This window comes from Oceanimonas smirnovii ATCC BAA-899 (assembly GCF_000381965.1).
GTDB classification, from domain to species: Bacteria; Pseudomonadota; Gammaproteobacteria; order Enterobacterales; family Aeromonadaceae; genus Oceanimonas; species Oceanimonas smirnovii.
In genome coordinates, this window is record NZ_KB908462.1 from 1 (window position 1) to 13,929 (window position 13,929).

Consider the following 13,929-nt stretch of genomic DNA (forward strand, 5'->3'; position numbering starts at 1 on the left):
TTAAAGAGCGTGACCGCTTTCGCTGGTCAGGGCTGCGTATTCTACGCAACTCTTGGTGTTCGTCAAGCGTTGAATCAAACTTTATTTTGTTGTCTTTCAACGTTTGTGACCGTAGGCCGCTTGCCCCGTGTCAGTGGATGCGCATTATAGGGAGCCGCGATTTTTGCGCAAGGGCTTTTTTGACAAAAATACGGCTTTTAGCGCCGAACGCTTATTAACCCAGCAAAACCACATGTTAGCCACAGAGTTATACACAGATCCTGCACTTTTATCTGGGTTTCGGTACTATATTGCCCTGTCAGCCCCCAATAAAGAGATGAAGGCATGAAATCATTAAAGGCATACCAGGGAATCGTTCCAACGCTGGGCGAGCGCGTGTTTGTGGAAGAATCTGCCGTGCTTTACGGCGACATTATTCTGGGTAACGACAGCAGCATCTGGCCTCTGGTTGCCGCCCGGGGCGATGTGAACCACATTCGCATCGGTGCCCGTACCAATATTCAGGATGGCAGCGTGCTGCACGTCACCCGCCAAAGTGATTCCCGCCCCGACGGCCTGCCGTTGCTGATCGGGGATGACGTAACGGTTGGTCACAAGGCCATGTTGCACGCCTGCACCATCGGTAATCGGGTACTGGTGGGCATGGGTGCCATTATTCTGGATGGTGCCATCGTTGAAGACGATGTGATTATCGGTGCCGGCAGTCTGGTGCCGCCGGGCAAGCGACTGAAGACAGGTTTTTTATATGTCGGCTCACCGGTGCGTCAGGCGCGCCCGCTGACCGAGGAAGAAAAGGCATTTTTGCCCGCCTCAGCCGACAACTATGTACGCCTGAAGGATGAATATCTCCAGCAGAGGTAATCAACAGACAAATCTCGGTCACAAATATCATCGTCTGCAGAGCAGTGCACTATCGTCGCTCAAAGCGCACTACTTCGCCGGCACGCTGTGAATACCTCCATGTACGCTCCGTCGCGTCATCCCTGACGCGAAGGGCACGGCGAAGCAGACACCCTTTGCCCTCCTCTGCACGCCTGACGCTGACTGATTGTATGCAGATAATGCCGATGTTGCCCGAAGTAGCAGTGGAGATTGCCGTAGCCGACCATTAAATGCCAGGGATGGCATTTTCGAGCGTTCATGGGGCGAGCTTTGCTCGCCATGACGAATTAAAAAAGCCTGACCGAACATTAACTATGTTCGCAACAGGCTTTTTTAGTGAGTGGCAATAAGTGAAGCGTGTCGGCGGAGTGCAACCGCACTGATGCTTCGCGTAGCGCCCTCTCTGCCGGCTCTTGACCAAGATACAAGCCCTACAGGCTGATGCTGCCGTCCGGTGCAAAGGCTTCTTCTTCGATGCGCTCGCACACCAGCTCTTCAATATCAAAGCGCACCTGCTCAAAGGCCAGCATGGCACTGGCCTCATCGGGTAACTGCTGACCCGCCAGGTGCTCCAGCCGGTGCTGAGTGATAAAACAGAATACCTGCCTGCCCTGCCAGTGAGCACTGAAGGCCAGCCGTTGTTCTTCGGGCTGCCAGTAAACTTCGTCGCCGACAATAATGTCCTGATTCATTGTGCCTGCTCCAGTCTGGTCCTGAGTGCCTGCAGTACCGGTGCCATATTCGGGCGCACACCACGCCAGAGATAAAAGCTTTCTGCCGCCTGTCCTACCAGCATGCCCAGGCCATCATAACGATGACTGACGCCCTGCTCCGCCGCCCAGCACATAAAGGGAGTTTCTTCCCGCCCATACATCATATCGTAGACATGGGTGCCGGAATGGCAAAGGCTGGCAGGCAAGGTCAGCCGCTCTCCCTGCAAACTGGCAGAAGTGCTGTTAATAATCAGATCAAAGGATCCCTGCAAGGCATCAAGCGGCTGGCTGCTGACCGGTCCCAGGCTGGCAAAGCGGCTGGCCAGTTCATCGGCCCGTGCCCGCGTGCGATTGGTCACCACCAGCATGGCCGGCTGCTCCGCCAGCAACGGGCCCATCACTCCCCGGGCTGCTCCGCCCGCGCCCAGCAGCAAAATGCGTTTATCCGTCAGCGGTACGCCCAGTCGTTTTAAATCCATGACCAGGCCGGCCCCGTCGGTATTATCGGCAAATAACCGGCCATCGCTCATTACTTTAAGAGTATTAACCGCTTCTGCCAGACTGGCACGCTCACTCAGCTCATCGGCTACCGCCAGCGCATCGGTTTTAAAAGGAACAGTCACATTGCAGCCAAGTCCCCCCTGCTTTACGAAATCCGCTATTCCCTGAGCAAAACCATCCAGTGGCAACAATAGCCTCTCGTAGCTGATTTGCTGACCGGTTTGATCGGCAAATGCCTGATGAATAAAGGGTGACTGACTGTGAGCGATGGGATTACCGGTAACGACGTATCTGTCCATGATGCTTCTCACTGCTACTGAATTTAAAGGAGATAGAAATTATATTGCCATCAAAGGCATTTTTTTGGTTGCATTAGCCGCCAAAACGAATAGATTTTGCGCTAACGAACAAAATAATTGTGGTTGGCCTTGGATACCGAACTTTTAAAAACCTTTCTGGAAGTGTCACGTACCCGTCACTTTGGCAAGGCAGCAGAGCACCTGTACCTGACGCCGTCTGCGGTCAGCTTTCGCATTCGCCAGCTTGAAAGCCAGCTGGGCGTCACCCTCTTCACCCGGTTGCGCAACAATATTCAGCTGACCTCATCAGGTGAAGCACTTATCCCTCATGCAGAATCCATGCTGCTGGCCTGGGCCCGGGCCCAGCACGAGGTAGCTTTAAGCGAACGGCAAACTCAGCAGCTGGCAGTGGCAGGCACCGCTAACCTGTGGGACGCCTACCTGCAAGACGGTTTGCACCGGCTTTATTGTGAGCTGCCGGCATTATCATTACGAGCCGATATTCGCACTCCGGAGCAAATGACCCGGGCGCTGCTGAGCCGCACTCTGGATCTGGCCTTTCTTACGGATCCAGCCCGTATTGAGGGCGTACGCCATATTGCTACCCACACCATGGATCTGCAGCTGGTCTCCACTTATCCAGGTTTGGATGCCAGCCGGGCCATGGCTCAGGATTACATTCGTATCGACTGGGGCACCGCCTTTAATACTCAGCACGCCAAACTGTTCAATACCGCCACGCCTCCGTTGCTGCATACTGGTTCAGTACGCATTGCGCTGGAATATCTGCTGCATCACGGCGGCAGTGCCTTTTTACCCAGTTCCATGATCCGTCAATACCAGGATCAGGAACGGCTGTTTCTGGTGGAAGAGGCTCCCACCATCAGTCGGGAAGTCTATGCGGCTTTTTTGCCCGGCGGTGAGCGCCAGGCATTAATTGACAAGGTGATAGAGCTATTTGGCACCGAGTCCGGCCGTACTTAAACCCAGCTACGCGGCACCAGAAACGCCTGCAGCCGTGCCTCTCTGGAGCCGGCTTCTGGCTGCCAGTCATATTCCCACCGGGCCAGCGGCGGCATCGACATCAGAATAGACTCGGTACGGCCGCCGGTCTGTAGTCCGAACAAAGTACCTCTGTCATATACCAGGTTGAACTCGACGTAGCGGCCCCGGCGATACAGCTGGAACTGACGCTCATCCTCACCATAGGGGGTATCTTTACGGCGCGCGATAATCGGCAGATAAGCATCCAGGTAGCCCTCACCCACTGCTTTCATAAAGGCAAAGCACCGCTCAAAAGGCCATTCATTCAGATCATCAAAGAAAAGCCCGCCCACGCCCCGGGTTTCATTCCTGTGCTTGAGGTAGAAATAGCGGTCACACCATTCCTTGTATTTGGGATAGACATCCTCACCAAAGGGTTCACACAAATCCTTGGATACTTGATGCCAGTGCCGGCAGTCTTCTTCCACCGGATAAAACGGCGTCAGATCAAAACCACCACCAAACCACCACACCGGTTCGGCCCCTTCTTTTTCGGCAATAAAGAAACGCACATTGGCATGACTGGTGGGCACATGAGGGTTGTGCGGATGGATCACCAGCGACACCCCCATGGCCTCAAAAGAGCGGCCCGCCAGCTCCGGGCGGTGCGCTGTGGCCGACGCCGGCATGGCAGCACCGTATACATGAGAGAAGTTCACGCCACCCTGCTCGATTACGGTACCATTGCGCAGTACCCGACTGCGGCCACCGCCGCCTTCTTCCCGGGTCCAGCTGTCTTCAATAAAACGGCCGCTGCCGTCGGCCTGTTCCAGCTGCCGGCAGATATTGTCCTGCAGTGCCAGTAAAAATGCCTTTACGGCCGACGTATCCGGTTTGCTACTCATGATAATTCCTTGTTGATAAACAGTCAGGCCGGGCGTAATACAGCGCCGGTAATGCCATCGCGAATCAGCGACGGGTTAGCCCGGCCGCCGGTATCGCCGGGCAGAATATAGTCGAGCTCATTGCCCAGCCGGTCAGCCAGCTCGGCAGCACTGCGGGCAGGCTCTTCACCGCTCTTATTGGCACTGGTCGACACCAGCGGCTTGCCATAGGCCAGGCAGAGATCGTGGGCCTGAGGATGATCGGTGACCCGCACCGCCAACGAATCGAACCGGCCTTTAAGCCATTCGGGCACTTCAGGGCGCGCCGGAATAATCCAGGTATAGGGCCCGGGCCAGCTTGCCAGAATCACCTCCAGCCGGCCTTCGGGCAGCCGGGTCAGATCCAGATAAGGCAACAGCTGACTGACATCGGCGGCGATTAGTACCAGCCCCTTGTCGACCGGGCGCTCCTTGATGGCCAGCACTCTTTGTACTGCATCACCATTATCGGGATCACACCCAATACCAAATACCGCTTCCGTGGCATAACCGATGACACCGCCCTGTTGCAGCTGTTCAACGGCCGTAAAGAAAGCTTGCTGAGTCATGAAAACGAAATTCCTGAAGATGTTTATTGCTGGTAACCACAGCCTTTTTTCGGGCAACAAAGCCGGCCCTTGCGCTCGGTAAGAATACCAAAACCGCACTCCGGGCAGGGTTTGGCTACCGGTTTGTCGTTAACAATATAGCGGCAGCCCGGGTAAGCATCGCAGGCATAAAAGCGCTTGCCGTAACGGGAGGTACGAGCCACCAGATGACCTTTTTCGCACACCGGACAGGCAGGATCGCTGTTGCCCTGATCGTTGATATCAGCCACATAATGACACTCGGGATAGTGAGAGCAGCCAATAAAAAGTCCGTAGCGCCCCTTGCGAATGGCCAGGGTATGACCACACAGCGGGCAGGTACTGCCTTTCAGCAGTTTTTCCACGTCTTCATCGTGCTCAATGACCTTGAGCGGCCTCAGATAGTCACAACCGGGATAGGCTGAACAGCCAAGAAAGGCACCATGCTTGCCATGGCGCAACTGCAGAGGTTTGCCACAAGCCGGGCAAGCCTCTTCGGCCGGGCCTGAATGCTGGCCACTGAACAGACTGGTATCGATTTTCGACATGCCGCGCCTCCGAATTCACTGGCTGTGAAGTCTACCAGCGCGGCCGGGATCAGTGAACCGCTCCGTCAGGTTGTTCAAACAGCAGATCTTCCAGCTCGTGATAAGCCGACTCACTCCCGGGCACATTGAACAGCACCATCAGCACTACCCACTTGAGGTCATCGAGTTCAATCACCGGCGAGTCCAGCTCCATTACCCGGTCAATCACAATTTCGCGGGTTTCGGCATTCAGCACCTTGATTTGCTCAAGGAACAACAAAAAACCACGCCCTTCGGTGTCGAGCTTATACAGCTCTTCCGGTGTATAGATGCGGAATGAATCGGGAGCAGAGCAGGCCCAGGCCGGCGGCTCTTCTGCTTCCTGCAGTGCAGCCAGGCGTTCCAGCCAGGCCAGCGCCTTGAGGATCTCTTCCTTGTTGAAGCCCGCGTCAGTCAGTTCTTCAGCGAGTTCATCCTGATCCACCATGGTGTCTACATCTGCATGGATGTAGGTCTCGAACAAGTACATCAGTACTTCGAACATGATCAGCTCCTCCTCGCTCTGACATAACCCCCGGGCACGGATTCCACCCAGCCGGCCAATTCCAGCTCGACCAACCGGGTTAACACCTGATGCACCGGCTGCTGGCAACGTTCTGCAATAATATCCAGTGCCGTTGCCTCTAAACCTACGTTATCCAACAAGTCCGGATAAGGCAATAATTGCTCCGTGGCAGCATCGTGAATTTTGACCGCTGCCGCAGAGAAGCCCGCCAGCTCTTCCAGTACGTCATTGGCCTCTTCCACCAGCTTGGCCCCCTGCTGTATTAACCGGTTACAGCCTGTCGCCTGCGGGTTTTGCCGGGCACCGGGCACGGCAAATACCTCTCGATTCTGCTCCAGGGCAAAGCGGGCAGTAATCAGCGAGCCACTGCGCTCAGCCGCTTCCATGACCAGCACCCCAAGAGCAAGACCGCTGATAATGCGGTTTCGTCTCGGAAACAGAAATGCCTGTGGTTTTTCCCAGGGGTAACATTCAGACATAATGACACCACCACACTCCACGATGTGACGAGCCAGCCGCAGATGCCGTTTGGGATGGCACTGGGCCAGCCCGGAGCCAAACACCGCCAGCGTGGTACCGCCGGCATTCAGGGCGGCCTGATGAGCCAGACCATCAATCCCCATGGCAAGTCCGGAGGTAATGGCCAGCCCCGCTTCAACCAGAGGCGGAATAAGCTGGCGAGTGTTCTCCTTGCCCACATAGGAAGGATGCCGGCTGCCCACCACCGCCAGCTGGGGCAGTGTCAGCACCGCCGGATCCCCTTCTACAAATAACAGTAAGGGCGCGGCAGAAACCCGATTGAGTTGCTCGGGGTAGCGTGGATCGGCGCGCGTCAGCAAATGGCGCTCGGGGCCATCATTCAGCCACGCCAGCACTCGTTCCAGCAGGGCATGCTGAGGCGTCAGCAGATGAGTGAGAATGGAGTCATCCAGGCCGGTTTCGCGCAAATATTCCGCCCGGCAGCAATTTTCCTGCAGTTTTTGCCACAGTTTCCAGCCGCGCACCGGGCCCAGGCCCTTGGCCTGCTGCAGGGCCAGCCAGGGTAATAAAGCGTGAGCATCAAGGTCTGTGTTGGTCATCTTCCTCTGCCTGCTGCCGACTGTTGCTGATTTTTGTGTTGCAAATGGCTAAAATACTGACAGAACCTAATACAGGAAATGAATCTCGTTATGGCCAAAGTTTTAGAAGTATTGCGCTTTCCCGATGAACGCCTCAGAACCGTCGCCAGGCCGGTAGACGCCTTTACTCCCGAGTTACAGACCATTGTAGATGATATGTTTGAGACCATGTATGCCGAAGAAGGCATCGGTCTGGCCGCCACTCAGGTGGATATTCATCAGCGTCTTATTGTGATCGACGTGTCCGAAGACCGGGAGCACCCCCTGGTGCTGATCAATCCGGAAATTCTGGAAAGCCACGGCAGCACCGGCATTGAAGAAGGCTGCCTGTCGGTGCCCGGTGCCCGCGCTCTGGTACCCCGGGCCGAAAAAGTAAAAATTCGTGCGCAAGACAGACACGGCGAGACCTTTGAGCTGGAAGCGGACGATCTGCTGGCCATCTGCATTCAGCATGAAATGGATCACCTGCAAGGCAAACTGTTTGTGGATTACCTGTCTCCGCTCAAGCGCCAGCGCATTCGTCAGAAAATGGAAAAAATGGCCCGTCAGGAACAGCGCTGATTCATCGCTAAGGATTTTTCTTGAGCAAACTCAATCTGGTTTTTGCCGGCACGCCCGACTTTGCCGCCCGCCATCTGCAGGCGCTGCTGGATGCCGGCCACAATGTCATTGCCGTTTACACTCAGCCAGACCGCCCTGCGGGCCGGGGCAAAAAGCTGACCCCAAGCCCGGTCAAGGTGACCGCCGAGCAGGCCGGGCTGCCTGTGTATCAACCCCAGAGCCTGCGTGACGAAACCGCCCAGGCCGAGCTGGCCGCCCTGGGTGCCGATCTGATGGTGGTGGTGGCCTACGGCCTGATCCTGCCGCAAGTGGTGCTCGATACGCCGCGCCTGGGCTGCATTAACGTGCATGGCTCCCTGCTGCCCCGCTGGCGTGGTGCCGCCCCCATTCAGCGTGCCATCTGGGCCGGCGATGCCAACACCGGCGTGACCATCATGCAGATGGACAAGGGTTTGGATACCGGTGCCATGCTGCACAAGGCCAGCCTGCCCATCGAGGCCGGCGACACCTCTGCCAGCCTCTATGAAAAACTGGCAGAGCTGGGCCCGCAGGCGCTGCTGCACACCCTTGGCCAGCTGGAAAGTGGCAGCGCCAACGCCGAGCCGCAGAACGATGCCGGAGCCAGCTATGCCGAAAAGCTCAGCAAGGAAGAAGCCCGCATTGACTGGAGCCTGCCTGCCGGGCAACTGGAGCGCTGCGTGCGCGCCTTTAACCCCTGGCCGGTCAGCTACTTTATGGTGGCGGAGCACAATATCAAACTGTGGCAGACGCAAGTACTGGATCAAGGCACCGATGCCGCTCCCGGCACCATTCTGGCCGCTGGTAAAGCCGGCATAGACGTGGCCACCGGCCAGGGTGTGCTGCGCCTGCTCAGCCTGCAGCCCCCGGGCAAAAAAGCCATGAGCTGCCAGGATTTGCTCAATGCCCGTAAAGACTGGTTCACTCCGGGCAGCCAGCTGTACTGATGTTCGCCAACCACAAGAGAACGCCATGAAAACTCGCGCCGCCGCGGCCAATATTGTTCACCGGGTGATCAATCAGGGTCAGTCCCTGTCTGCCCTGCTGCCCCGCTATCAGCAGGAGGTGGCCGCCAAGGATCGCGCCCTGCTGCAGGAGCTGTGCTTTGGCACACTGCGCTGGTACAGCCGGCTCGACGCCATGGCCAAGCAACTGCTCGACAAGCCGCTCAAGGGCAAATACCAGCCGGTGCATGCCCTGCTGCTGGTGGGGCTGTATCAGCTGCTCTATACCCGGGTACCGCCTCATGCAGCGCTGGCCGAAACCGTGGCCGCCTGCAAACGGCTCAAGGCCGATCCGTTCAAGGGGCTGGTCAACGGCGTGCTGCGCAATGTGCAGCGCCGGCAGCAGGAGCTGGAAGAAAAGGTGGATGCCCTGCCTCAGCTGCGTCAGGCCCACCCCAACTGGCTGATGAAACGGCTGCAGCAGGCCTATCCCGAGCAGTGGCAGGCCATTATGGCCGCCAATAACTGCCACCCGCCCATGTGGATTCGAGTGAACGAGACCCACCACAGCCGCGACCAGTATATGGCGCTGCTGGCGGAGCAGGGCATTGAGGCCAGTGCCGACCCGCTGGCCGCCCAGGCGCTGCGGCTGGGCCGGCCGGTGGATGTTACCACCCTGCCCGGTTTCAGCGAGGGCCATTGTTCGGTGCAGGATGCCGCTGCCCAGATGGCCGCGCAACTGCTCGATCCGCAGCCCGGTGAGCTGATCCTTGACGCCTGTGCCGCCCCCGGTGGTAAAACCGCCCATATTCTGGAGCGCCAGCCGGCGCTGAAGCAGCTGGTGGCCATTGATATGGACGCCGACCGGCTGGAGCGGGTGCATCAGAACCTGGACCGCATCGGCCTTGAGGCCACCGTGCTGCAGGGCGATGCCGCCAGGCCGCAGGACTGGTGGCAAGGGCCGCAATTTGATCGCATTCTGCTTGATGCGCCCTGCTCCGCCACCGGCGTGATCCGTCGCCACCCTGATATCAAATGGCTGCGCCGGCCCGAAGACATCGCCCAGCTGGCGGCGCTGCAGTCGCAAATTCTGGATGCCCAGTGGCAGCAACTGAAACCCGGCGGTATGCTGCTCTATGCCACCTGCTCGGTATTACCGGACGAAAACCGCGAGCAGGTAAAGGCTTTTCTGGCCCGCACGCCCGACGCCTTGCTGCAGCCCCTGCATGATGGCGATACGCCGCAGCAACCGGGCTGGCAGCTGCTGCCGGATGAACACGGACGGGACGGTTTCTATTACGCCAAAATAGCGAAACAGGCATGAAAATCATCATTCTGGGGGCCGGCCAGGTAGGCGGCACGCTGGCAGAAAACCTGGTGGGTGAAAATAACGACATCACCCTGGTCGACACCAACACGGAACGGCTGCGCGAGCTGCAGGACAAATATGATCTGCGGGTCGTCAATGGCCATGGTGCCTATCCGTCGGTGCTGCGGGAAGCCGGTGCTCAGGATGCCGACATGCTGGTGGCGGTCACCAACAGCGACGAAACCAATATGATTGCCTGTCAGGTGGCCTATTCCCTGTTCAACACGCCCAACAAGGTGGCCCGTATTCGCTCACCGGAGTTTCTGGCGGAGCGGGAGCGGCTGTTTATGAACGAGGCCATTCCGGTAGATAGCCTGATCGCTCCCGAGCAGCTGGTGACCGAATATATTTACCGGCTGATTCAGTATCCCGGTGCCCTGCAGGTGGTGGACTTTGCCGAAGGCAAGGTGGGTCTGGTGGCCATCAAGGCTTATTATGGCGGCCCTCTGGTGGGCAATGCGCTCTCTACTCTGCGGGATCACATGCCCAGCATAGATACCCGGGTGGCGGCCATTTTTCGCCAGGACAGGCCCATACGCCCGCAGGGTACCACCATTATCGAGGCGGACGATGAAGTCTTTTTTGTCGCTGCCAGCGGCCATATTCGCGCGGTGATGTCTGAGCTGCAACGGCTGGAAAGTGACTATAAGCGCATCATGATAGTGGGTGGTGGCAATATAGGAGCAGGGCTTGCCAGCCGGCTGGAGCGACAATATTCAGTCAAGCTGATCGAACACAGCCCCAAGCGGGCTGAACAGCTGTCGGAAATGCTGGAGCACACCATGGTGTTTTGTGGTGATGCTTCGGATCAGGAGCTGCTGATTGAAGAGCATATCGATCAGGTCGACGTTTTTATTGCGGTCACCAACCAGGACGAAGCCAACATAATGTCGGCCATGCTCGCCAAGAAAATGGGTGCCCGCAAGGTGATGGTGCTTATTCAGCGCGGTGCCTATGTGGATCTGGTGCAGGGCGGCACCATAGACGTGGCCATCTCGCCCCAGCAGGCCACCATTTCGGCCCTGCTGACCCATGTGCGCCGGGCCGACATCGTCAACGTCTATTCCCTGCGCCGGGGGGCTGCCGAAGCCATAGAGGCCATTGCCCATGGCGACAGCAGCACTTCCAGAGTGGTGGGCCGCATGGTGGGCGATCTCAAGCTGCCGCCGGGCACCACCATAGGGGCCATAGTACGGGGCGAAGAAGTCTTGATTGGCCACGATAAAACCGTCATCGAACAAAATGACCATGTGGTGCTGTTTCTGGTCGACAAAAAGTTTATTCCCGAGGTGGAGCGGCTGTTTCAGCCCAGCCCCTTCTTTTTATAACTCCTTTGGCACTGACTCCAGCGCCGGCTCTTCGGTGATCCGGCTTTGCTCCTGCAGGTGCTCAGGCAAGGGCTTGGTCACTTCCACTCCCAGCTCGCGAAAGGCCTCCGCCTGGCGCACCAGATTACCCCGGCCCTGGCACAAACGCTTCATGGCACGCTGATAGCTGTCATCGGCACGGCGCAGTGAGCCCCCCACCGCCTCCATGTCTTCGGTAAACAGCCGCAATTTTTCATAGAGCTTGCCCGCCGACTCGGCAATGCGCCGGGCATTCTGATTCTGCCGCTCTACCCGCCACAGGTTCTCTATGGTACGCAGCGCCACCAGCAGGTTAGTGGGGCTGACCAGCAGAATATTATGGTCAAGGGCATATTTCACCAGTGCTGGCTCGTGCTCTACCGCCACCAGAAACGCCGGCTCTACCGCCACAAACATGAGCACATAGTCCAGGGTGCGCACCCCCTGCAGCTGATGATAATCCTTGCGCCCCAGCTCACGAATATGGCCCCGCACAGAGGCAACATGCTCCCGCAGTGCCTGCTCGCGTTCGCCCTGAGTTTCACCGTTGAAATAACGCTCATAGGCGGTAAGTGATACCTTGGCGTCGATGATAATGTCCTTGTCCTGGGGCAGGTGCACTATCACATCGGGCTGATAACGCTTGCCGTCGGCGTTGCTCAGGCTTTGCTGGGTGCTGTATTCATGGCCTTCCCGCAGGCCCGACTCGGACAGCACTCGTGACAATACCACTTCGCCCCAGTTGCCCTGCTGCTTGCTGTCTCCTTTCAGGGCGCGGGTCAGGGCGCTGGTGTCGGCACTCATCTGTTTATGCAGCTCAGCCAGCCGTTCAATCTCAAACTTCAGGCTGTGGCGCTGGCGGCTTTCGTCAGCATAGGTTTCCTGCATATTTCGGCGAAAGCCTTCCAGCTGCTCGCGCAGCGGCCCCAGCAGGGTGTCCAGGCTATGCTGGTTCAGCTCCCGCAGGTTATGGGTTTTCTGCTCGAAAATGCGCTGGGCCAGATTTTCGAACTGCTGCTGCAGGCGGGCTTCACTGTCTTCAAACTGAGCCTGTTTATCTGCTGCCCACTGCCGCTCCTGACGCAGCAGGGTTTCGTACTCCTTGAGCCGGCCGTTCATTTTCAGCACCAGCTGCTGCTGTTGCTCCAGTCGCTGGCGCGTGTCCTGTAATTCGGCGCTGCGCTCGGTCAGGGCCTGCTGCCAGTGTTCGCCCTGCTGAGCCGTCAGCTGCAGCCGCACGCCAAGAGTGATGCGGGCCAGCCCCCAGCCAGCCAGGGCAGACAGTGCCGCCAGCCCCAGCGGCCAGTAGGTGGGCAGCCACTCCGTCATCGCCATCTCCGGCGCACTATCAGGTCCATCACGCGAAGATTAAGCCGCCACCACAGCAACACATATAAAAAATACAGAGAAACCAGAAGCCATTTATGGTGGTTTACGCCGGTATCGAACTCACTTAACGACAGGCCGGTCAGTTCTACATAACCAAATATCAGTACAGGAAACATCAGAAATACCGACCAGCGCCAGGTGATAGTCAGTAGCTTGATTATAAAGCTGTCATTCACTCAGGTTGCTCTCCGCAGGCTTGGATCAGGCTGAGCTTATCAGTGCTCATGGAGAATTTCAGCTCACCGGCCAGATACCGGAGCAACTGGGGCGAAGGAATGGACGAGGCCGATGTCAGAGTGCAGGCTGCCCAGTTGCCGGCTTCTGCCAGTGCCTCGGCCATTGGCCAGCCTGAGCACAGACCATGAATAAGTCCGCCGGCAAAGGCATCACCTGCGCCGGTGGCATCCACCGGCGTCACTGCCGGAGCCGGCACATACAGCCGCTGCCCGGCAGAAATGGCCTCGGCACCCCGCTCACCGTGGGTAAGCACCAGCCACTCCAGCGAATCACCGGCCAGCTGTCTGGCATGCTGCCAAGGATCCGACAGCGTCCCCACGTCAGCGGCAGAGGCAATCATAATGCGGCAGGGACGTAACCAGCGACCACCGGCAGGATACTGACTGATCACCAGGCTGTGCGGGTTCATGGCCATCATATAATCTGCTGCCTGCTCGCCGTCGGTATTGACGTAAAGGCAATCTACCGGCTCCTGAGGCAAACATACAGGCAAGGCCGGCGGCCGGGCCTGACGCAGTATGGTGCGCTCACCCCGGCTGTCTACCAGCACCAGCAGCTCACCGGTGCTGCCCTCAAAGCGCTCGATATAATCCGTGTTAAGCCCCAGCTCTCTTGCCTGCTGCAGCAGCCAGTCACCGGTGTCATCATTGCCCAGCCGGGTTACCGGCAGCACTCTGTGGCCGGCCCAGCACAGGCCAGTGCCGGTGTTGGCGGCTCCGCCTCCCAGGCGACGACCGCCGTCCCGGTAATTCAGGCGACTGCCGGCAACCAGCGGCGCTTCCAGCTGCAGCACATGATCACAGTTCAGGTTAGCCAGCAATACCATGGTTTTGGTTTCTGTTTTTGCTTTCGCCACGGGCACTCCTTTATTCAGCAGGCCCGCATCTTACCGCTCACCTCCCTGCCGGCACCAGCCTCTGTTTGCCCGACGCTTGATACAGGTCAAGATTCAAAGACCCATAAGGC

At 57.9% G+C, this 13,929-nt stretch carries 16 protein-coding genes; 6 read left to right on the forward strand and 10 right to left on the reverse strand.

Going from position 1 to position 13,929, the window contains the following annotated elements; translation table 11 throughout:
* Positions 1-324: 324 nt before the first annotated feature.
* The gene (locus G364_RS0110395) at positions 325-861 is read left to right on the forward strand and encodes a gamma carbonic anhydrase family protein (protein WP_026344842.1); all 537 of its coding nucleotides are present in this window, start codon (positions 325-327) and stop codon (positions 859-861) included.
* Positions 862-1,313: 452 nt separating this feature from the next.
* Here G364_RS0110395 and G364_RS0110400 read toward each other — a convergent pair whose 3' ends face one another.
* Together G364_RS0110400 and aroE are read right to left on the reverse strand one after the other, a co-directional pair.
* Positions 1,314-1,574, reverse strand: a complete 261-nt coding sequence (locus G364_RS0110400; protein ID WP_019935086.1) for a DUF1488 family protein — start codon at positions 1,572-1,574, stop codon at positions 1,314-1,316.
* Positions 1,571-2,395, reverse strand: coding sequence for a shikimate dehydrogenase (aroE, locus tag G364_RS0110405; RefSeq protein WP_019935087.1), 825 nt, complete (start codon positions 2,393-2,395; stop codon positions 1,571-1,573). The genes G364_RS0110400 and aroE overlap by 4 nt, the downstream gene beginning before the upstream one ends.
* Before the next feature lie 129 nt (positions 2,396-2,524).
* On the opposite strand from aroE, the gene hdfR reads away from it, so the two are divergent.
* Positions 2,525-3,379 (forward strand): HTH-type transcriptional regulator HdfR, encoded by an 855-nt coding sequence (gene hdfR / locus G364_RS0110410; RefSeq protein WP_026344843.1) that lies wholly within the window; start codon positions 2,525-2,527, stop codon positions 3,377-3,379.
* Here the strand turns inward: hdfR and hemF are convergent.
* The 5 genes from hemF to dprA are packed head-to-tail and all read right to left on the reverse strand — an operon-like array spanning position 3,376 to position 7,060.
* Positions 3,376-4,284: an oxygen-dependent coproporphyrinogen oxidase gene (hemF, locus tag G364_RS0110415; protein ID WP_019935089.1), complete on the reverse strand. Its 909-nt coding sequence runs from the start codon at positions 4,282-4,284 to the stop codon at positions 3,376-3,378. The two genes, hdfR and hemF, sit on opposite strands and share 4 nt — an antisense overlap.
* 23 nt (positions 4,285-4,307) lie before the next feature.
* A complete protein-coding gene (gene tsaC, locus G364_RS0110420) occupies positions 4,308-4,871 on the reverse strand; it encodes an L-threonylcarbamoyladenylate synthase type 1 TsaC (protein WP_019935090.1) in 564 nt (187 codons plus the stop codon).
* Between the two features lie 23 nt (positions 4,872-4,894).
* Positions 4,895-5,437, reverse strand: a complete 543-nt coding sequence (locus G364_RS0110425) for a DNA topoisomerase family protein (protein WP_019935091.1) — start codon at positions 5,435-5,437, stop codon at positions 4,895-4,897.
* Between the two features lie 49 nt (positions 5,438-5,486).
* Entirely contained in the window at positions 5,487-5,960 is a 474-nt protein-coding gene (locus tag G364_RS0110430) for a DUF494 family protein (protein WP_019935092.1), read from the reverse strand.
* A 2-nt stretch (positions 5,961-5,962) separates the two neighbouring features.
* Entirely contained in the window at positions 5,963-7,060 is a 1,098-nt protein-coding gene (dprA, locus tag G364_RS0110435) for a DNA-processing protein DprA (RefSeq protein ID WP_019935093.1), read from the reverse strand.
* 90 nt (positions 7,061-7,150) lie between these two features.
* Here dprA and def point away from each other — a divergent pair, with 90 nt between their 5' ends.
* The 4 genes from def to trkA are packed head-to-tail and all read left to right on the forward strand — an operon-like array spanning position 7,151 to position 11,319.
* Entirely contained in the window at positions 7,151-7,660 is a 510-nt protein-coding gene (def, locus tag G364_RS0110440) for a peptide deformylase (RefSeq protein WP_019935094.1), read from the forward strand.
* A 20-nt stretch (positions 7,661-7,680) separates the two neighbouring features.
* On the forward strand, positions 7,681-8,625 hold the full coding sequence (gene fmt, locus G364_RS0110445; protein ID WP_019935095.1) for a methionyl-tRNA formyltransferase: 945 nt from the start codon (positions 7,681-7,683) through the stop codon (positions 8,623-8,625).
* A 25-nt stretch (positions 8,626-8,650) separates the two neighbouring features.
* The gene (gene rsmB, locus G364_RS0110450) at positions 8,651-9,946 is read left to right on the forward strand and encodes a 16S rRNA (cytosine(967)-C(5))-methyltransferase RsmB (protein ID WP_019935096.1); all 1,296 of its coding nucleotides are present in this window, start codon (positions 8,651-8,653) and stop codon (positions 9,944-9,946) included.
* Positions 9,943-11,319, forward strand: a complete 1,377-nt coding sequence (gene trkA, locus G364_RS0110455) for a Trk system potassium transporter TrkA (RefSeq protein ID WP_019935097.1) — start codon at positions 9,943-9,945, stop codon at positions 11,317-11,319. The genes rsmB and trkA overlap by 4 nt, the downstream gene beginning before the upstream one ends.
* Here the strand turns inward: trkA and rmuC are convergent.
* The 3 genes from rmuC to G364_RS0110470 are packed head-to-tail and all read right to left on the reverse strand — an operon-like array spanning position 11,314 to position 13,789.
* Positions 11,314-12,666 carry a DNA recombination protein RmuC gene (gene rmuC, locus G364_RS16495; RefSeq protein WP_019935098.1) on the reverse strand — a complete coding sequence of 451 codons (1,353 nt, stop codon included), beginning with the start codon at positions 12,664-12,666 and terminating at the stop codon, positions 11,314-11,316. The genes trkA and rmuC overlap by 6 nt on opposite strands.
* A complete protein-coding gene (locus G364_RS0110465; RefSeq protein WP_019935099.1) occupies positions 12,663-12,902 on the reverse strand; it encodes a hypothetical protein in 240 nt (79 codons plus the stop codon). Before G364_RS0110465 ends, rmuC begins: the two co-directional genes overlap by 4 nt.
* Complete coding sequence (locus G364_RS0110470) at positions 12,899-13,789, reverse strand: PfkB family carbohydrate kinase (RefSeq protein ID WP_051089277.1); 891 nt, start codon at positions 13,787-13,789, stop codon at positions 12,899-12,901. Before G364_RS0110470 ends, G364_RS0110465 begins: the two co-directional genes overlap by 4 nt.
* Positions 13,790-13,929: the final 140 nt, after the last annotated feature.